Genomic DNA, 19,108 nt, shown 5'->3' on the forward strand with positions numbered 1-19,108 from the left:
CTTTACTCACGCAAAAATACATACAAGGTGAAAAGTTAAGTAAGGCAGAACGTATCTTTTTTAATCAAACAGTGAAACAATATCGAGAGCGGTTATCCAGTATAAGCTGGTTTATGCGTTTGTTAAATGAAGACATTGCACGAAGAGCAAACAAAGAAGATAAGTGTACAGGTCGGTTCTGGGAGGGTCGCTTTAAATCACAAGCTTTGTTAGATGAAGCAGCACTTGCAGCGTGTATGGCGTATGTGGATTTAAACCCGATTAGAGCTAAAATGGCCAAAACACCAGAAGAGTCTGACCACACCAGCGTACAAAAAAGAATAGACAGTGCAACGATAAGTAAGCAACCTAAACAGCTATTACGCTTTGCAGGTATGCCACGTCAAATTATGCCAAAAGGGCTACCGTTTGAACTTAAATCGTATCTTGATCTTGTTGATCTAACAGGACGAATAATGCGGGAAGACAAACGCGGCTGTATTGACAACAACCACCTTCCTATACTTGAAAGACTCAATATATCCCCAGAAAATTGGTTAAAGCTCACCACACAATTCACGCGCGTATTTCATGGTGCAGTTGGCCGGCCGTCATCACAAGTAAGTTATTGTGAGAACTTAAACAGAAAACGGCGAGCCAATATAAGTAATTGTGAAAAGCTATTAGCATAAAACTTAAATTACTTAGTCGAAAACTTGAAACGCAATTATGCAGTTATTTCTATGCGTGAAATTTGAGTTTAATAGTGATAATTACTTATTAACTGGATGAAATGAAGTAACGCAGTCGTAAAAAATCAATTATTAGTCTAAAAAAATAAATCTAGTGACAGAGCTTTGCTTGTTGAATTAGAGTGAGTGTCCAGTTTAGTTTGAATATAGCTAACCACTCCCACAAGCTCTCCTTGCTGGTTAAACATTGGACCGCCTGAATTGCCTTGATTGATCGCCGCATCTGTTTGTAAAAACTCAAGCTTAATATCATTGTTACTTGGGTGAATGCGCCTACCGCTTAAATGGCCAACGGTAAGCGTGTGACTCAAACCATAGGGGGTACCAATAATAAATACCTCTTCACCGATACTCGTTTTATCTGAATCAGCAATTTGTACGGCTTTAAAATCACCTTCATGACTAATAAGCTTGATTAAAGCGATATCAGCTGGCGCATAACTGGCTAATACTTTTGCTTGGAAGTGGCCACGTTTAGGCACATCAATAGTTAGCTCATCAGCGTTATCGACAACATGGGCTGCAGTTAGAATAAGCCCTTCGTCGTTAATAATCGTGCCCGTTCCTAAACTACTCGCGGTGGTATTAATCGCTTTATCATTTTGTATACGCTGTAAGTTTGTATCAGCGTAAATAACCACTACCGATTGATCGAGTTTTTATAGAAACTGCTATAATCCTTGGCTTGTGTAATGCTTGTTAATAAGCCCAAGCAAACTATTAATAATATTCTCATTGGTTATCCTTAGTATAAAACCTTTAACTAGTAGACCTCAGGAATTTATAAATGTACAGCGAGTCGTACTAATATGGTTACAAAGCCGAGTAAAAAAAATGAGCATGAGTATAAAACAGATTGTATAGGCCAATGCCATCGTTTAAAAGGTTATTGCACCGGCTGCGGGCGTACCAGTGAAGAGATTTTTGATTGGATTATTTTATCTGATAGCGAAAAAAAACGAATATTAGCAACACCGCGTACGGATAATTAACCCGTTCTGATCCCTTGTTTATACACGATTATCAATGCGACTAAGTGCCTACGCAGTTTGATTAACCACTAATAAGGTTTTTAAATAATAAAATTAGTGGGTTAGATATTTTTTTATAATTTTTTTTGTATGCTCGTCTGTTAAAATTCCGACATGCGTTGCATCAATCATATAGACTTGTTCAGCTTCTAATTGGGCTTCATAAAACAGCTGGCTTTTTAATGTTACCGCCCCATCATTTTTTTCAGAGATGATCATTTTATCCCCTGCATAGCTTGCAAGCAAAATATGGGAAAGTCCTTGCGCCATTTCATGCTCGTAAATACGTGATAAATATTGGCTTTGTGGATCCAGATCTCGCCAAACAGGAGCAACGACACTCGCATTTTCTACAGCGAAATGGGCAGCATTATCTCCTCCCCATGGAGTTGAGAGAGTGATAAACAAATCAATAAAGTTGGGGTGATTCTTATAAGCTAAAAATTGTATTGCACCGCGTGAGACTAGCCCGCCCATACTATGCGCTATAATCACTATATTGTTATCTCCACTTCGTTGCTTTATATCAATTAAAGCCTCGCCTAAATAATAAGCAGATACAGACAGTGAATTTGCGCTTGGGTAGTGGTGTAGAATAATTTGATACTTTTCTTGATCAATACTGGCTATAAATTGACGCCAAATAGCGGGTGAGCTATTGATCCCATGCACTAGCACTAAGGGGATTTTCTTATTGTCCCATTTATTTAATAAATATGTACCTGAACCAATATCTTGTGAAAAGCTATACGGTTCCCACATTCCTTTATATGCGTTTTCATTACTAAATCTTGCATCATCAAGTGTAACAACCTCTAAATAGTTGTGTTTAGGCAACAAGCTAGTTGTTTTTATATTTTCTATTGTTAAATCAAGCTGGTATTGGGTTGGCAGTGTTGTGCTAGTGAGTTTCAGCTTTTCTGCTGCAAGGCGGCTAGAATAACTATTATCGGCAACATCGCCTTGGGGCAGTTTATCAAGCTTGACTGTCGTTGCGATCGCTGTCTTTTCTCCTAGTTGATATTTATAGTCTTGATTCGCATCTTCAAAAGCAATTAAATCGTAATCACCTTGTGGAACAACAAAATAGACATTTTGGCCTGGCGCTGCTGTGCGATAAGCAAAAAATTCTGCATTATCATCTCTATCTTTTTTAAAAACTGAAATGATTAAATGAGAACTGCCTAAAGATTCAGCCGGCTCAATGTATGCCTTAATGACAAATTGGTTATTTTTAGCACGTTCTAATTCATCTTCTAGAGTAAACATAGAGCATGCTGTTAACATGAGCATCGCAATTAAACACCCTGACATCCCATGTAAGCGTTTAATTTTATTATATTTTTTATTCATACCAACAACTCCATTTGCTTCATAAACATCACTAACTTGAAACATGCATAGTTCAAGACATACTAGGTAAGGTAAATGTATTTCCTATAATATCAATAAGTAAAAAGTTAAGGCTAACAAGCAAGAACGAAAGTCGTTACATATCGCCATAAATTCTCAGCTGTATACGCCGTGAGTTAATACACAAATGTAACTTGCATTAAAATATGCTAATTCGTAGCAACATATTTAATACCTAGAAAAAACGTGAGTAAATTAAACTAAGCGAAAAACTTGTATCGCTATCAACCAAAGGACTGTCACTAATGCTCGAACCATGCATTGTGTAGTCAAGATTCAAGCGTGTAAATCCACCAAGAAATATTGGTGTGCCAATTGATAATCCAATCTTAGTATTTATAGCACTATCAGCTTCATAAGCAGGACGAAAGTCACCGACTTCATGCGCACCAACACCATAATAATAATTTACATGATTCGCATCTAAATAACTGACACCTATGGTCGGCTCAATAAAGATTGGGCCTTGCTTAAAAGCACGTCCAATTGATGATTTTATCTCATAACCGTCAGATCTGTTTAATATGTCAAACATTGATGACAAATTCACTTTCCAGTTACTTTTTTGATAAGTTAGTCCAAAGCCACCATCAAAGGAGAATTTCCTTTCGTCCATACCTTCAAATATATCACTATCGTTACTGTCAAAACCTTGAAACCTTGGTGCGGCTTGTATGGCAAGCTTGAAACCTTCTTTTTGTATTAAATCATAACTAATAAAAGGGCCGAGTGCTGAAAATCGTTCACCTCTGTAACCTATAATAGGCAACGGGATAACACGGCGATCATAACCCTTGTAAAGCTCTTGATTGATACCAAGCCCAAAACCATATAACAACCCTTTTGGCTCAATTCGCTTTCGGATCTCACCTCGTTCATCTTCGCCTGTATTTGCAAAAGCAGATACACTGATCAATGCTGTTAAATTCAATAAACATGCTAAAAAATATTTCATATACTTTTCTTTTATCCTTTAATAATAATGAAGTTAACACAAGCGTATTGTCTATTCGATTTAACTATGCTGTTAAATTGTAAAAAAATGTTCTCGTCATCTAATAGTAAAATATAAATGGTATTTTAATCCCATAACGGCTTCATACTGACATTTAATATCGGCTTTTTAGTAACCAAGGTCGCTAATCAAAGCATTAATAAATACTCAGTAACTTAATATATGTCGTTGTTGTTTAAAAATAGCAGCAAAAGATGAGGTGTTACTTAAGTGAGAGGATAATACTTTGTGTGCACAACCACTTAATAAAAAAGGAGGCGAAGCTCCTTTTAAATCAGGTTAAATTCTATTTAGTTAAATTTGGATGCTCAACACCCATCCACGCTTTAAATAACGCCATTTGCTGCTCTGTTGCAGCTTTATTTGCCACTACTTTTTTAGGCTTATCAAAATCTTCAGAAAGCGTTAGCGTAGTTTGTTGAAGTGCATCTCGGCGTATAAAGTCAACAGTAACCTCATCACCTGCTTTAAAAGTTTCAAGGCTTGCAGTTAGATCTTTACCTACATGCTTTTTATTAAATGCGATAACTTTATCTTCACTTGTTAAGCCTGCTTGCCATGCTGCACCGCCACGACGAACATAAGAAAGTGTTAATAATCCACCACTATTTTTTGCAGTCGCATCAATACTGGCTTTATATTTAGCATCACTTGGGCGTTCAAAAACTAACCCAACTTTATTAAGTAATAGATCAAAATCGATATTGGCTGGTGCATCAACATTGCTTGCCCACCAATCGCTATAATCACGCCCTGTTAAATCATTTAGGATGCTTTTTACATTTTCAGCAGTAAAGCCTTTAGGTAGTTTATGCGTATTATAAAGTGCACGATGTACGTCACGATAACTTTGCTGACCATTACTTTGTGATAATAGGTTTATATCCAAAGCCATTGAAATCAATGAGCCTTCAGAGTAAATATTAGTACTGTAATTTCGTGCATGGTCGCCGCCTTGACCTATCCACTTATCGAAGCTGGTTGCAGTAGCGCTTTGTACTTCACGGCCAGGGGTTTGTAAGTGACGGTTGATGGTTTTGCTTAATACTTTAAAAAACTCATCTGTAGTTTCAATCCCTGAGCGCACCATAAGGTGATCTTCAAAATAGCTAGTTGAGCCTTCAGCAATCCACAGTAATTTTGAGTAATTCATATGCGTGTAATCATAAGGTGTTAAACCTTTTGGACGATATGCTTTTACATTCCAAGTATGAATAAATTCATGGGCAGCGGTGCTGATAAAGGCTAAATGGTCTTCACGCGATCCAAAACGATCTCTTGGCCGTTGTATAATGGTCGAGTTTATATGCTCCGTTGCCCCACCTGCTCCTGACGTTGCATGTACCATAAAGACATAACGCTCATATGGATAATCATCCCAAATTACATTACCGGTAGTGACTAGCTTTTTAAGGTCAGTTAGGACTTTTTCTACATCATAGTTTCCATCCCCCCAAATAACCAACTCATACTCTCGACCGTCAACCGTAAACTTATGAAGTTCGTTTATTCCCGTTTCAATAGGGGAATCGACTAGAATATCGTAATCTGCGGCTTTAAAACTGTGCTTTGAAGCGGCATTATCCATACCTGATACAGAGCGCCATTCTTTAGGTACGTCTAAATTAACTGTCACTGGTTCTTGTCTAAAAGACTCACTAAACATAAAAAATCCAGAAGCGTCAATAAAGGCGTGACTGTCATCAATATGGCGAGCTCTCTTACCTAGTTCGTTAGCATAAACTTGATAATCAACGCTCACTTCGGTCGGCTCATCTAAATGAATACGCCACGTACTGGCGTCTATTTTTTCCCATTTTAAAGCTTTGCCGTCTTCATCTTTGGCCGCAAAATAACGCACACCATTTGCTAAGTTTAACATTTCGTAACGACCTGTTCGCCAAGCAGGTAATTTTACATCAAGATGAGCTTGCGCAGTTTCAGGAAATTCAACATTTACATCGCCTAGGTGGTGCTCTGGCTGTGACACTGATAATGAATAATTTACATCAGCAAATACACTCGAAGAGAAGGCAGCCAATACCGACAGGGCTAATAACTTTTTCATAAACACGCTTTTTATTATTTAAAAATGATTAATTAAAGACTAACAATGATGGTATTGAATGTGAATTAAAAGCGATAAATAGCAGAACACATCAGCTCAATGAATAAAAAACCCAACTAAATAGTAAGTTTTGAACTTTGCGGGTATCGCTAATGAGCAACTTAATCTGGCAATTGAGCTTACTTTAAAAGATAAAGCCTCAGATGAAATAAAAGTAGTTAGGAATAATAATACAGAAAATGACCCAATTAATGCTTTGCTTGGTTTTGCTGTTGAGATTATTCGAATCATTACTAAAAATCTATGTATAGAACGTCAATCAGCTCAAAGCCTTTTAGGTTAATTAAATCAAACTATCTAAGAGTTAAATAATTCTATAATTGCCACTAATAAGCATTACGAATCAACAGGCCAGGAATTTGATAAACCTAATAAACGCATAGAAAATAAAAATATAAAAGCTGACTGCACCAACTCATAGCGCGACCACAATTTCATCATTAAAAGGTTTAGTTGATAACGAACTAAAACCGTTAAATCAAGATTTAATTGAAAAACAACGCTTAGCGCAATAAGATAGACAAGCACTAATAAGAACCTTTGACGACATTAGCCAGCGGGTCGAAAGCTTAAACGAACAACGCTTTAAAAATATGCTAGATGGATTACCTAAACAGCCCAATTGCGCAGCATTTAATGGACGCTTTCACCATGAGTTTCATTTGTTTAATGTACAAGAATCAGATGTTAAGCTGCTCGTAATTAATGTTGATCACTTTAAGTTGATTAACGATAAATATAGTCACAGCGCGGGTTATAAAACTTTGCAAGTGATTGCCAAAGTATTACAACACGCGGTTTGTCAATCTAACTTTATTGCTCGTTATGGCGGCGAATAATTTGTTTTACTGATGCCAGGTATAATACTAGATAGCGCCAGCATCACACTTGAAAAACTTTGTAAGGGGATTAAAAATACTCCTTTTAAATTTAAAGATACCCAAGTGCAAATTACTGTTTCGCTTAATGCAACACAATTTAAAAAAGGCGACACGCCGCTACAGGCTTTTGACCGTGCTGATGACGCGCTTTATACAGCAAAGAAAATAGGACGTGATTGCCTTTGCTTTAATTGATAAGTTACTCAAAAATGCACCTTCCCCCTACTGCTTTAAGCAAGGAGAATGCTTATGTTAATACAGTTAAACCCAACAGGCGTACTTGATTTACTATCACAATTAGAAGTTGATTTATTAGAACAATCTTCTACCAGCGAACGCTATAAGCTATTTAGAAACTGCGTTTTAGCAGTTCTTAATGTTGGCAGTCATACAGATTCTAGCCTTGAAATCTATAACAAATATGAAGACTTTGATATTCGTGTAGTTAGCCGTGAACGCGGTATTAAAATAGAGCTTGCCAACCCACCAGCAACCGCCTTTGTTGATGGCGAAATAATTACTGGTATTCACGAACATATATTTTCAGTTATTCGTGATATTTTATTTATTTGCCAAAAATATGAAAAAGATCTCACCGAGCAAAAAGCCATTACCCACATGGTTTTTGATATGCTTAGAAATGCCGGCTCTCTTAAAGTCCATAGCGAGCCGACTATGATCGTCTGCTGGGGTGGGCATTCTATCAATGAGGTTGAATACAAATACACTAAGCAAGTCGGCTACGAGCTAGGTCTACGTGGTTTAAATATATGTACTGGGTGTGGCCCTGGTGCAATGAAAGGCCCAATGAAAGGCGCCACCATCGGCCATGCAAAGCAACGTAATACAAACAACCGCTACTTAGGGTTAACTGAACCAAGTATTATTGCCGCTGAGCCACCGAACCCCATAGTAAATGAGTTGGTTATTTTACCCGATATTGAAAAGCGCCTTGAAGCCTTTATCCGTACAGCCCATGCTATTATAATTTTTCCAGGTGGCGCAGGAACAGCTGAAGAACTTCTATATTTATTAGGAATTTTATTACACCCAGATAATCAAAAGCAGTGCCTACCTGTTATTCTTACAGGACCTAAAGAAAGCGAAGATTACTTTATTGAGCTGTGTAAATTTGTTGAGCTTACCCTTGGTAAAGAAGCATTGGCAAAGTTTGAAGTTATTATTGATGATCCGGCTTTAGTGGGCATTAAATTAAAATCAGCAATGAACAATGTGCGCGATTATCGTAAAAGCCAAGGCGATGCTTATTATTTCAATTGGACTCTTAAAATTGATAACGATTTTCAGCAACCATTCGCACCAACTCATGAAAACATGGCAAGCTTAGACTTGCACCTTGATCAACCAAAACAACAGTTGGCGGCTCATTTACGTCGAGCATTTTCTGGCATTGTGGCAGGTAATGTAAAAGATGAAGGCATTCAAGCTATTAAAGAACACGGTCGCTTTGTATTAAGTGGTGAACCTGATTTAATGCAAAATATGGATAAACTATTACGCGCCTTTGTAGAGCAAGGGCGTATGAAATTACCGGGAAGTAAATATATTCCTTGTTATGAGATAAAAGCTTAAGGGTTATTGTGACTACCACTTTACTTTTAATAGATGCGCTGAATTTAATTCGGCGTATCTATGCAGTTGATAGTAACCAAAATCACCCCAGTGACCAAGCAATGCTTGCTCAATGTAGTGAACGTGTGGCTCAAGCATGTAGGAAACTAATAAATGTTAGCCAAGCAAGTCATGGCGTTGCAGTTTTTGATGGCGATAAAAGCTGGCGTCATCACTTTTATAGTGAGTACAAAAGCTCCCGTGCTCCCATGCCTGATCTTTTAAAAGATAACTTAACTGTATTTAAAAGCGCAATTGAAGAAATGGGGATCACCGTATTTGCGCCAGCACACGATGAAGCCGATGACGTCATTGCGACTCTTGCTCACAAAGCTGCAAAGAACCAGGTAAAGAGCATTATTGTGTCAACAGATAAAGGGTTTTTACCGAGTTTAAATGAATATATATCGGTCTACGATTACTTTAAAAGATGCTATCTTGATAGCCGAGATATCAACAGCAAGTTTGCTGTAGAGCAGCATCGCTTAATCGATTTTTGGGCACTTGCCGGTGATAAAACCAACGATATACCCGGTGTAAAAGGTATTGGTAACAAAACTGCTCAACAAATAATTAATAATTATGTAGATATAACGCATGCGCTTAATGATGAAAACTTAACGCAAAGCGTAAAAGATAAGCTATCTATCGGCATGGATAACTACATAGTATCAAAACATCTTGTTACGTTACGAACTGATATAAAGCTAGGTTTCAGTCTAAAGCAATTACGACTGAGTTAATCGTATTCTAGTAGCCCTGAATTTTCATGTGGCGTATACTAGTTTTAAGTTATATTTTGTGAGTGTAAGATGTTTAAAAAGGTTTTTCGTTATATTGTTTTAGGCTTAGGTGTTTATGCACTTATCGCCATATTAGTGATCACTTTTTATAAAGACGATCCACAAGCGATGATATGGCAAGACAGAGAAGCTTTTAATAAACGTTACATCGCAAAGTTATCCATTGAACAGCCTGTCGAGTTAGACTCAGTGCTCGACTATTTAGGCAGTCCAGATTTAACCTATGCTAAAAGAAACAAAGACAGCGCTTTGCAGATTATCTTTTATCGTACACAACATGTTAAATCAGACGGTATTACTACTATTGATGAATGTACGGGCTTATTGTTCAAAGACGGGGAACTCATTTTATGGGGCCCAAGTGCCTATGATGCCTTTAACAAGCAACCTTAAGGTTTAGTGTATCGATGGATGACGTTACACCACAAAAGTAACAAACTAAAAATAAACCAACAGCTTAGTTGAAAATAAAACTCTTTATATTTAGTGGAATATTACTCCTTGATAGTTCGTATGCACAAGCGCTTATCAACTCTGAATTTAAGCAAAAACAGCAGTTAGTTTATATACTAGTCAGCTCAGTTCTGGCTTGGTATAAACACATGGTCTTATATAATTAGCTTATAAATACGTTTATAATCTAAAACTATATAAAGGTTACCAAGTTGAATAATTTAGCGACAAATAACGCAACTATCGTGGTTTTTACTGGAAAAATGATGAATAAATTGCTATAAAAGCCGCTTGAATTTTCAGGCTCAATTCACGTAAAGCCCTAACAAGCGTTCACATAGTGCAATATGTGATATTTACGTGCTTATCTATCCAACTCGTTATAGGAAAAGTTAATGGCTACACAAACCATCACAGTGCTCAAAGGCGACGGCATTGGCCCAAGTATTATCGACTCCGCACTTGAAATTCTTAAAGCTGCAGGCTGCAATTTTGACTACGAATTCGTGGATGCAGGCCTTGCTGCTCTTGAAAAAACGGGTGAGTTATTACCACAAGCCACTATTGATACTATTGCTCGCAATAAAATTGCTTTAAAAGGCCCATTAACGACCCCTGTTGGTGAAGGCTTTACTTCAATTAACGTTACTTTACGTAAACAGTTCGGTTTATACGCTAACGTTCGTCCGGTAAAATCTTTCGTTGGTACTAAAGCGCGTTACGATGATATTGACATCATTACTGTCCGTGAGAATACCCAAGGTATGTATTCTGGTCTTGGTCAGGTTGTTTCTGAAGATGGCAACGAAGCACAAGCAATGTCGATGATCACACGCGAAGGCGCTGAGAAAATTATTACTTTCGCCTACGAACTTGCTGTTCGTGAAGGGCGCAAGAAGGTAACAGCTGTCCATAAAGCCAACATCTTAAAGTCAACTTCTGGTTTATTCTTAAAAGTAGCTCGTGAAGTTGCTGAACGTTACCCAGAAATTGAATCAACAGAAATGATTGTTGATGCAACTTGTATGAAGCTAGTCATGACTCCTGATGAGTTTGATGTCATTGTTACTACAAACTTATTTGGTGACATTTTATCTGACTTATGTGCTGGTCTTGTTGGTGGTTTAGGTATGGCGCCAGGCGCTAACATTGGTGAGGATGCAGCTATTTTTGAAGCAGTTCACGGTAGTGCTCCTGATATTGCAGGTAAAAACCTTGCAAATCCAACCTCTGTTATTTTAGCGTCAATTCAAATGCTAGAGCATTTAGAAATGGGCGAAACTGCTGAGCGTATTCGTAGCGCTGTTGCCGATGTTATTAAATCAGGCGACCGCACAACACGAGACTTAGGCGGCAGCCACGGCACAACTGACTTTACTCAAGCCGTTATCGATCGTTTATAGAAATATCAATCCCTAAGCCACTTAAACTATGAATGTTTTTGTGTATATAATAAATAAAAACCAGTTCACTAAACTGGTTTTTATGTTAAAAACTACAACCTTAATTAGCAACGTTTATAAACTAGTTTAACCTAAAAAATAGCCATGAAATATAAGTACTCACCGGATCATAACTACCTATGAGATTAGATATTTCAACATTACCACAACCCCACACATAACTATATTTACCTGCTCCTGCTTTCATCAAAGCAAGCAAACTTAATCTCACTAATTGTTAATGGCTCAGTAATCTCTGATTTCAGAATTCATTCCAACCGTTTAATCATCTTCTTCATGATGCATTCAAAAGCAGCTAAGAATCACCATGAGTATACTCAATATTAATTTGTGAAATAGACATAATTTCTTTAATTAACGCGCTTATACATCACTTATCTATTAAAAGTTATAACATAAAACTATTTTTATAGAATTTTAATGCAAATTAAAACTCAGAACGGTTGACATTAGTTAGTAAAACCCTTAAAAATACAGTTATAAAATAAATTATTTATTGCTGCATGTTTTACTGTGGCAATTTCTAATATTAATTCAATTTTTGAGAATAAAAGCACATATGAAACACTCAACTTACCTAGTCAATGTACTCGTAGTGGTCTTAGTGATAAGACTAACGGGGAGTTATTGAAAGGTGAGATTTAGCTTTTAAAAAAACCCCCGCCAATATCGGGGGTTTTTTTATGCATTAAAAATGTACTACGTGGCACGCAGAGGAATGAGGATGACTAAACAACAATATAACGGCTCCGAACTAGTAGTTCGCGCCCTTAAAGAACTACAGGTTAAATATATATTCGGCTACCCCGGTGGCTCGGTCCTTGATTTATATGACGCACTTTTTCAACAAAACGATGTTGAACATATTTTAGTACGCCACGAACAAGCTGCCACTCACATGGCCGATGGGTATGCCCGTGCAACCGGTAACGTTGGGGTAGTACTTGCCACTTCAGGCCCTGGTGCGACCAACTGCGTAACGGGTATTGCTACAGCCTATATGGACTCAATCCCGATGGTGGTGCTATCAGGCCAAGTCCCGACGAGCTTAATTGGTGATGACGCATTCCAAGAAACCGATATTGTTGGTTGCTCACGGCCAATAGTAAAACACAGCTTTAATTGTCGCAGCGCGAAAGATATTCCCAGCATTATGGCTAAAGCTTTTTATATCGCAAGCACAGGTCGTCCTGGTCCGGTTGTAGTTGAACTACCAAAAGACATGCTAAACCCTGCGCTAAAATTTGACTTTGAATTTCCAGCGACAACAGAGCTAAGAACCTACAACCCGAACACCAAAGGCCACCCAAAGCAGATTCGTAAAGCGGTAACAGCTATTTTAGAAGCGAAAAAATTAGTTATTTACTCAGGTGGCGGGATTATTATTTCAAATACATCTGAGCAGCTTACCCATTTAGTAGAGTCACTTAATGCGCCAATTACTAATACCCTAATGGGCTTAGGCGGTATTTCAGGAGTACATCCTAACTTTATCGGTATGCTTGGCATGCACGGCAGTTTAGAGGCTAACAAGTCCATGGCGAATGCCGATGTAATACTTGCTTTAGGGGCGCGATTTGATGATCGTGTTACCAATAATGTTGAAAAATTCTGCCCTAATGCCACGATTGTACACGTTGATGTTGACCCAACGTCAATTTCAAAAACTATTAAAGCGCATATTCCTGTCGTTGGCTGCTTAGCCACCGTGCTTGAGCAATTACAAACTGCAATTGATAAAAGTCCAATTAACATTGATCGTAGCGCACAAGAAGATTGGTGGCGTCAAATTATCAGCTGGCGTGAACAAAAGTGCTTAAGCTATAGCAGCGAAGGCGATAAGATCAAACCTCAGGCAGTAATCGAAGCTATTTATAAAGCCACCGATGGTGATGCTTATATCAGTTCTGATGTAGGCCAACATCAGATGTTTGCGGCGCAGTATTACCCGTTTAAAAACCCACGCCAATGGATAAATTCTGGTGGTCTTGGCACCATGGGTTTTGGGTTACCCGCCGCAATGGGGGTCAAATTAGCCTTTCCTGCTAAAGAATCTATTTGTGTAACCGGTGATGGCTCTATTCAGATGAATATTCAAGAGTTATCAACCTGCCTACAGTATAACTTGGCAGTCAAAGTAGTTTCACTTAATAACCGCTCACTAGGGATGGTGCGCCAGTGGCAAGATATGATGTACAGCGGCCGTCATTCATCTTCTTATATGGAATCATTACCTGACTTTGTTAAGCTGGCACAAAGCTACGGTCATGTTGGTATACGCGTTAATACCCTAGATGAGTTACAGCCAGCGATTGATAAAGCCATGACAATAAACGACCGATTAGTATTTTTAGATATTTGTGTTGATGAAAAAGAACATGTTTATCCAATGCAAATTAAGCTTGGCGGCATTGATGAGATGTGGTTACGTAAAGGAGTGAAAGCATAATGCGACGTATATTATCTATTTTACTTGAAAATGAACCGGGTTCTTTATCACGCATAGTGGGTTTATTTTCACAGCGTTCTTATAATATCGACAGTTTAACCGTTGGCACTACTGACGATAAATCATTGTCGCGTATTACCATCACCACCATGGGTGATGACCGTATCGTTGAACAAATAACCAAACAAGTGAATAAACTAGTCGATGTGCTAAAAATTATCGACTTAACTGAAGTGAGTCATATCGAGCGCGAATTACTGTTAGTTAAAGTATTTGCCCAAGATGAAGCTACCCGTGCTGCGGTTACTCGTGTGGTTGATGTTTTCCAGGGCGCGATACTTGATATGGGTCGTAACACCTACTCGCTGCAGCTTGTCTCTAGCACTGAAAAAATAGAATCGTTTTTAGATACTCTGCGCCATGAAAGCGATATTGTGGAAGTCGTGCGTTCAGGTGCTGTAGGCATTGGCCGTGGTGATAAAGCACTCAAAGCTTAAAATCTCCCCTGTTCACCAAACACAAAAAAAGGGCTAACAAGCCCTTTTTTATTAATAAGTAAAAACTTATTAAGGATTAACTTGGTCTTTAAGACCTTTACCCGCTTTAAAGCTTGGGATAGTTGCTGCTGAGATTTGAATTTCTGCACCAGTTTGTGGGTTACGGCCAGTACGTGCAGCACGTTCTTTAACTGAGAAAGTACCAAAACCAACTAACGCGACTGAATTACCTTCTTTTAAAGAGGTAGTTACTGCGCCTGTGAATGCATCAAGAGCGCGGGTTGCTGCTGCTTTAGAGATTTCTGCATCCGTCGCGATTTTTTCAACTAATTGAGCTTTATTCATTTGTAAATTCCTATTCGTTATTATTTTGCCTTCGCAAAACCTATCTTTATGCATTTTTTAAGTATTGGCAACAGCAAATTGCAATTTTTGCGTAAATTCTTAAAAAATGAGTAAATTATAAATAATTTTCAGTAAAATACCGTCATAAACTTAAACTTACCTGAACAATCGCGGTGATTTCAAGTTATATAGCGGTAAACAATTATTCAAGCTTCTCGATAACTAAGGTCACTTCCCCGACCTCGACGCCAAACTTAACAGTTGACGTGCGGTTTATCAAGCGTGATTGTGTTACCAAGTACATCCAATCATCAAAACGCGCTTCAATAGTATCGCCATCGTAAGGTAATTCGACCGTGTACCCCCACTGAAATACACTGCCATTGCTTGAACCTTTAGCAGTTCCTATTACATCACCAGCTGTCCCCGTTAAGGTATTATCTTCATTTAAGGTGATCTCCCAAACTCTTCGCTGTGTTTCACCATCATCATAAGTAAAGTCTTCTTCTATAGTCCCTGTATTGCCTTGCCAGCTCGCGCTTAGCTCAACAACAAGCTTACGGGTTAATTCACCTTTATAATCTTGCACAACCCCGTACGCTTTGAGTTTGCCGTTAAAGAACTGTTTAAAATTAAATACAGGTTCGCTGCCTTCATAATGCTCAACTTTTGGTGCTGTGCAGCTTGTCAGCAGTAACAACAAACTGACAGAGAGTAACATAGTGAAGTATTTCATATTAATTTCCTATTATTGCGAAGAAGTTGTGACATGAGCGGCTAAAGTTAACTATTGCCCTACAATTATTGACCAATTAACTGCTTTCTCATTGTTGGCTCTGATGTACCACTTGAAAGCCAAATAGCTAAAAAGTCATCAGCAAAGCCCTCCCCATCAACTTGACCTAGTTTCTCATCGTTAAAGTAAAAAGTGCCCTTGCCGCTGTCGTCCGTTATAAACGCCAAAGATTGGCCTTTTTTTATGTCGGGCCAAAACTGCTTAAGCTGGCTGTCATATTTACCAACAATTGTATCTTTTCCTAAATGAAGCCATTGCTCGTTAGTGGCTTTGATAATGTCTTTCGCGGTAAAGTCGCGCAGATACGTTAAGGTGAGCTTTGCTGGGTGGTCGCCAAACTTATATTGTCCAGTCGGTGTGGCAAGTTTGGCGTCATAAACATCCCAAAACAAATATTCCAATCGAGCTTCGCCAACCGCTTTAAAATCAGCAGCAAAAGAGTTGCTAGAGCACAATAAGGCTAAGGCTACTAAACAGGAGGTTATTACGTATTTCATGGCACTATCCTTTAGATTAAGTTAATTAAATGCCGATAAGCAGCTAGCTCTAGATAGTGCGCGTCAAGTAAGCAGAAATTTTATGGTTAAGCTGCATAATACCATTGAACATCACAGACCACGCTAACCCATAAATAAGCCAAAACTGCCAAGCAGGTAATGGAACAATGAGCACCTCAAAACGTGCCGCAGCCAAGTAACTTGCCGGTGCAAACACCGCACACAATAAAATTGAAAAATACCAAGGCAGACGATTCAAAAATTGCATCGAAGTATTTAAACAAAGTAGCAATCCGCACCAAAGTAAAGCCAACCAAAGTGGAAATGGTGCAACTTTAAAAGTTAGTAAACCTAATTGCACCATCATATACTCAAAGCTAAGCGCTATTGTTAAACCAGTCACAACGAGTAAACCGTCTTGCTTTTTTTGCTTTGACAAGTAAATCATTAGCACGATCAACAGTAGATTAGGTAGCAATGAATCCCGTTCAAACAGCAAGGCCATAAACCACACTGCTTGAAATAAAATAAAATTAATAAGCGAGTGCAATATCATCACCACAATGGCTAAAGCGCGGCTTACGCGCAACCATATGTACTGTACTTGTTACACGCGTTCTAAACGCGCCTTCACAGTAAGCTAGGTAAAATAACCATAAGCGATAAAATTGCTGATCAAATTTTACTTTATCAATCTCAGGCCAGTTGGCTATAAACCGAGTGCGCCAATCAGCAAGCGTACGCGCATAATGCACGCCAATATCTTTAATGCTGTGCACCACCATATCTGATTGCTCTTTAACTTGCTTATTCATTTCGTCAATACAAGGTAAACACCCTCCAGGAAAAATATACTGTTGGATAAAATCTGAATTCTTTAGATAGTGTTTATAGCGTTGATCACTAATGGTAATAGCTTGAATAAGCATAGCGCCATGTTCGTGCAATAAGTCATTACACTTTTTGAAAAAGCCCGGTAAGAACTCATGCCCTACAGCTTCAATCATTTCAATTGAAACTAACTTGTCAAAGCGTCCAGTTAGCAAACGATAGTCTTGTTTAAGCAAAGTGATTTTATCAGACAAACCAAGAGTCGCTATTTTGCTGGCAACATAGTCGTATTGCTCGTCAGAAATAGTGGTCGTGGTTACATGACAACCATAATGAGTTGCCGCATGAATAGCGAATGCCCCCCATCCACTACCAATTTCTATAACGCTCTCGCCAGGCTTTAAGTCAACCTGTTGGCAAATTAAGTCAAGCTTATGGCTTTGTGCTTGTTCAAGAGTCGCTTCTTTTGATGGGTAAACAGCACTAGAATAAAGCATTTCATCGCTTATAAATGATGAGTAAAGATCGTTTCCTAAATCATAATGCGCGACAATATTTTTCTTTGAGCCCGATTCAGAATTACTATTTTTCAAATGGTTAAAACGAAAGTAAAAGTTGCTAAAAAAAGCGAACTTTTTCTCAAAAGCATCAAGCTCAGCTTGGTTAATTGCAAATATTTCAATCAGCTCGGTTAGCTTATCGCAGTCCCAATAACCTAAAAAGTAAGATTCTCCAGCCCCAACACTGCCGCTAAGCGCAAACGATTTATACATTGCAGGGTTATTGACCGTTAATTTGACAGATAATTTACTACTACGATCTCCAAAGTGGTGTTCCTCATTTCCTTCAGCTAAACAAACATGACCCGTTTTCAAGCTATTAAAGGCGCCAAAAACTAGCTTTTTATATATTTTTATAAACCAACTATTTGGCTGCTCACCTGTTAAATTGGACACTTTTTCCATTACATCACCTAAAATTTTTAGAGCTAATCTAAAACTAATTAACCACTCTTGCCTGAATGACCAATAAACGGCACGCGTTTATAAAACAGTTTGAAGGCATGTAAATAAATGCCTTTGAAAATACTCCACGTCATTGCAGGGAACTGCTTTAATAACTGCGTTATATTTTCTTTATTAAGGTCGCGTCGCTGTAACCTTAAAGTTGCGTCAAAAAGTAATTGGTCATCTTTTTTGTTCTCAATATGTATCATGGTGTTATCAGAATTAATTCTTACACTCCAATGATAGTCCATATCAAGGTTCATAAAGGGTGATACGGAAAAATCTTTCTTAAAGTTCACTTTTTTTTCGAGGGGAACTAAATAGTAATGCCGCTCATTCCAAGGGGTGTTGCTAACCTCTGCCACCATGTGGGTAAATTGACCTTGCGGGCTTTTATAAAAATAAAAATTGACTGGGCTAAAATACACACCTAAACAGCGTAGTTGACCAAGCATATAAACATCACTAAAAGCCTCAGTGACACCTAGCTCTGCTATTTTATTAAGCGCACGCTGAGCTAGGGGGGAGTCAGTATCACCTTGAGTGTTTATGTAATCTGCTTGGTTAAATTTAAGTACTTTAAAGCCAACAGTACCGAGTTTTTTATGGATACCATTTAAAGCTTCAGTTTGCTTAAGGTTAATCCACATCATATAAAGTGGATATTTAAACTGATGTGATTTAACCGCAAACCGACGATGTTTTATGTCGCCGATATAAATCGAGCTAGTCAAACTCAACCCCAAGTTGACGCACAACATCAACAGCGCTTCTTACGCCATCTTCGTGAAAGCCGTTATACCAATACGCACCACAAAAATAACTATTATTAACGCCATCAATCTGCTGTTTTTGCTGTTGCGCTGCAATAGAAGATTTATTAAATACCGGATGATGATAAGTAAATTCGCGCAATATTTTACTTTTATCAATACCAGTCTTGTGGTTTAACGTGACACAAAACTGCGTATCACTTTTAATACCTTGCAGTATGTTCATTTGATAAGTTACCACAGCCGCTTTATCGGTACTTTCATTTAAAAGGTAATTCCAGCTAGCCCAAGCGGCTTTTCGTTTTGGTAAAAGAGCGGTGTCAGTATGAAGAATTACTGAGTTTTCAGTATAGGGGATGCCGC

Annotated in this window: 19 protein-coding genes and 2 pseudogenes; 10 read left to right on the forward strand and 11 right to left on the reverse strand. The window is 38.2% G+C overall.

From position 1 onward, the window contains the following. Window positions 1-671: transposase (locus ACT3RM_RS11835; RefSeq protein ID WP_444511381.1), on the forward strand; the 671-nt coding region annotated here is incomplete at its 5' end. Window positions 672-808: 137 nt separating this feature from the next. Here ACT3RM_RS11835 and ACT3RM_RS11840 read toward each other — a convergent pair. After that, entirely contained in the window at window positions 809-1,372 is a 564-nt protein-coding gene (locus ACT3RM_RS11840; RefSeq protein WP_441835877.1) for a S1C family serine protease, read from the reverse strand. A 168-nt stretch (window positions 1,373-1,540) separates the two neighbouring features. Between ACT3RM_RS11840 and ACT3RM_RS11845 the strand changes: the two genes are divergently transcribed. Beyond that, window positions 1,541-1,723 (forward strand): DUF1289 domain-containing protein, encoded by a 183-nt coding sequence (locus ACT3RM_RS11845; RefSeq protein ID WP_441835878.1) that lies wholly within the window; start codon window positions 1,541-1,543, stop codon window positions 1,721-1,723. Between the two features lie 93 nt (window positions 1,724-1,816). Here the strand turns inward: ACT3RM_RS11845 and ACT3RM_RS11850 are convergent, their stop codons facing one another. The 3 genes from ACT3RM_RS11850 to ACT3RM_RS11860 form a co-directional block, all read right to left on the reverse strand. Continuing rightward, a complete protein-coding gene (locus ACT3RM_RS11850) occupies window positions 1,817-3,160 on the reverse strand; it encodes an esterase/lipase family protein (protein ID WP_441835879.1) in 1,344 nt (447 codons plus the stop codon). 190 nt (window positions 3,161-3,350) lie between these two features. Next, entirely contained in the window at window positions 3,351-4,130 is a 780-nt protein-coding gene (locus ACT3RM_RS11855; RefSeq protein WP_441835880.1) for a MipA/OmpV family protein, read from the reverse strand. Between the two features lie 346 nt (window positions 4,131-4,476). Next, the gene (locus ACT3RM_RS11860; RefSeq protein ID WP_441835881.1) at window positions 4,477-6,258 is read right to left on the reverse strand and encodes a M61 family metallopeptidase; all 1,782 of its coding nucleotides are present in this window, start codon (window positions 6,256-6,258) and stop codon (window positions 4,477-4,479) included. 130 nt (window positions 6,259-6,388) lie between these two features. On the opposite strand from ACT3RM_RS11860, the gene ACT3RM_RS11865 reads away from it, so the two are divergent. The 8 genes and pseudogenes from ACT3RM_RS11865 to ilvN all read left to right on the forward strand — a co-directional run bounded on the left by ACT3RM_RS11865 (window position 6,389) and on the right by ilvN (window position 14,496). Continuing rightward, window positions 6,389-6,601, forward strand: a complete 213-nt coding sequence (locus ACT3RM_RS11865; protein ID WP_441835882.1) for a hypothetical protein — start codon at window positions 6,389-6,391, stop codon at window positions 6,599-6,601. A gap of 310 nt (window positions 6,602-6,911) precedes the next feature. Further along, window positions 6,912-7,394: pseudogene (locus ACT3RM_RS11870) on the forward strand (GGDEF domain-containing protein). 54 nt (window positions 7,395-7,448) lie between these two features. Continuing rightward, on the forward strand, window positions 7,449-8,792 hold the full coding sequence (ppnN, locus tag ACT3RM_RS11875; RefSeq protein WP_441835883.1) for a nucleotide 5'-monophosphate nucleosidase PpnN: 1,344 nt from the start codon (window positions 7,449-7,451) through the stop codon (window positions 8,790-8,792). Between the two features lie 8 nt (window positions 8,793-8,800). Then, window positions 8,801-9,574: a flap endonuclease Xni gene (xni, locus tag ACT3RM_RS11880; RefSeq protein ID WP_441835884.1), complete on the forward strand. Its 774-nt coding sequence runs from the start codon at window positions 8,801-8,803 to the stop codon at window positions 9,572-9,574. A gap of 69 nt (window positions 9,575-9,643) precedes the next feature. Beyond that, window positions 9,644-10,027 carry a DUF3192 domain-containing protein gene (locus ACT3RM_RS11885; protein ID WP_441835885.1) on the forward strand — a complete coding sequence of 128 codons (384 nt, stop codon included), beginning with the start codon at window positions 9,644-9,646 and terminating at the stop codon, window positions 10,025-10,027. A 455-nt stretch (window positions 10,028-10,482) separates the two neighbouring features. Then, window positions 10,483-11,490: an isocitrate dehydrogenase gene (locus ACT3RM_RS11890; RefSeq protein ID WP_441835886.1), complete on the forward strand. Its 1,008-nt coding sequence runs from the start codon at window positions 10,483-10,485 to the stop codon at window positions 11,488-11,490. A 784-nt stretch (window positions 11,491-12,274) separates the two neighbouring features. Beyond that, window positions 12,275-13,999: an acetolactate synthase 3 large subunit gene (locus ACT3RM_RS11895; protein ID WP_441836371.1), complete on the forward strand. Its 1,725-nt coding sequence runs from the start codon at window positions 12,275-12,277 to the stop codon at window positions 13,997-13,999. Then, entirely contained in the window at window positions 13,999-14,496 is a 498-nt protein-coding gene (gene ilvN, locus ACT3RM_RS11900; protein WP_441836370.1) for an acetolactate synthase small subunit, read from the forward strand. Before ACT3RM_RS11895 ends, ilvN begins: the two co-directional genes overlap by 1 nt. Window positions 14,497-14,565: 69 nt before the next feature. On the opposite strand, the gene ACT3RM_RS11905 is transcribed toward ilvN, so the two are convergent. The 7 genes and pseudogenes from ACT3RM_RS11905 to ACT3RM_RS11935 form a co-directional block, all read right to left on the reverse strand. Then, window positions 14,566-14,841, reverse strand: coding sequence for an HU family DNA-binding protein (locus ACT3RM_RS11905; RefSeq protein WP_058559313.1), 276 nt, complete (start codon window positions 14,839-14,841; stop codon window positions 14,566-14,568). A gap of 202 nt (window positions 14,842-15,043) precedes the next feature. After that, window positions 15,044-15,577 carry a DUF3833 domain-containing protein gene (locus tag ACT3RM_RS11910; protein ID WP_441836369.1) on the reverse strand — a complete coding sequence of 178 codons (534 nt, stop codon included), beginning with the start codon at window positions 15,575-15,577 and terminating at the stop codon, window positions 15,044-15,046. 65 nt (window positions 15,578-15,642) lie between these two features. Continuing rightward, window positions 15,643-16,134 (reverse strand): chalcone isomerase family protein, encoded by a 492-nt coding sequence (locus ACT3RM_RS11915; RefSeq protein WP_441836368.1) that lies wholly within the window; start codon window positions 16,132-16,134, stop codon window positions 15,643-15,645. Between the two features lie 49 nt (window positions 16,135-16,183). Next, on the reverse strand, window positions 16,184-16,690 hold the full coding sequence (locus ACT3RM_RS11920) for a DUF2878 domain-containing protein (protein ID WP_441995007.1): 507 nt from the start codon (window positions 16,688-16,690) through the stop codon (window positions 16,184-16,186). Continuing rightward, entirely contained in the window at window positions 16,668-17,930 is a 1,263-nt protein-coding gene (locus ACT3RM_RS11925) for a class I SAM-dependent methyltransferase (protein ID WP_441995003.1), read from the reverse strand. The genes ACT3RM_RS11920 and ACT3RM_RS11925 overlap by 23 nt, the downstream gene beginning before the upstream one ends. 38 nt (window positions 17,931-17,968) lie before the next feature. Then, window positions 17,969-18,706, reverse strand: a complete 738-nt coding sequence (locus ACT3RM_RS11930; RefSeq protein WP_441995002.1) for a DUF1365 domain-containing protein — start codon at window positions 18,704-18,706, stop codon at window positions 17,969-17,971. Further along, window positions 18,699-19,108 (reverse strand): annotated as a pseudogene (locus tag ACT3RM_RS11935) (FAD-dependent oxidoreductase); the annotation flags it as partial. The pseudogene ACT3RM_RS11935 and the gene ACT3RM_RS11930, both read right to left, overlap by 8 nt.

The organism is Pseudoalteromonas sp. AOP7-A1-14, from assembly GCF_052376275.1.
GTDB lineage: Bacteria > Pseudomonadota > Gammaproteobacteria > Enterobacterales > Alteromonadaceae > Pseudoalteromonas.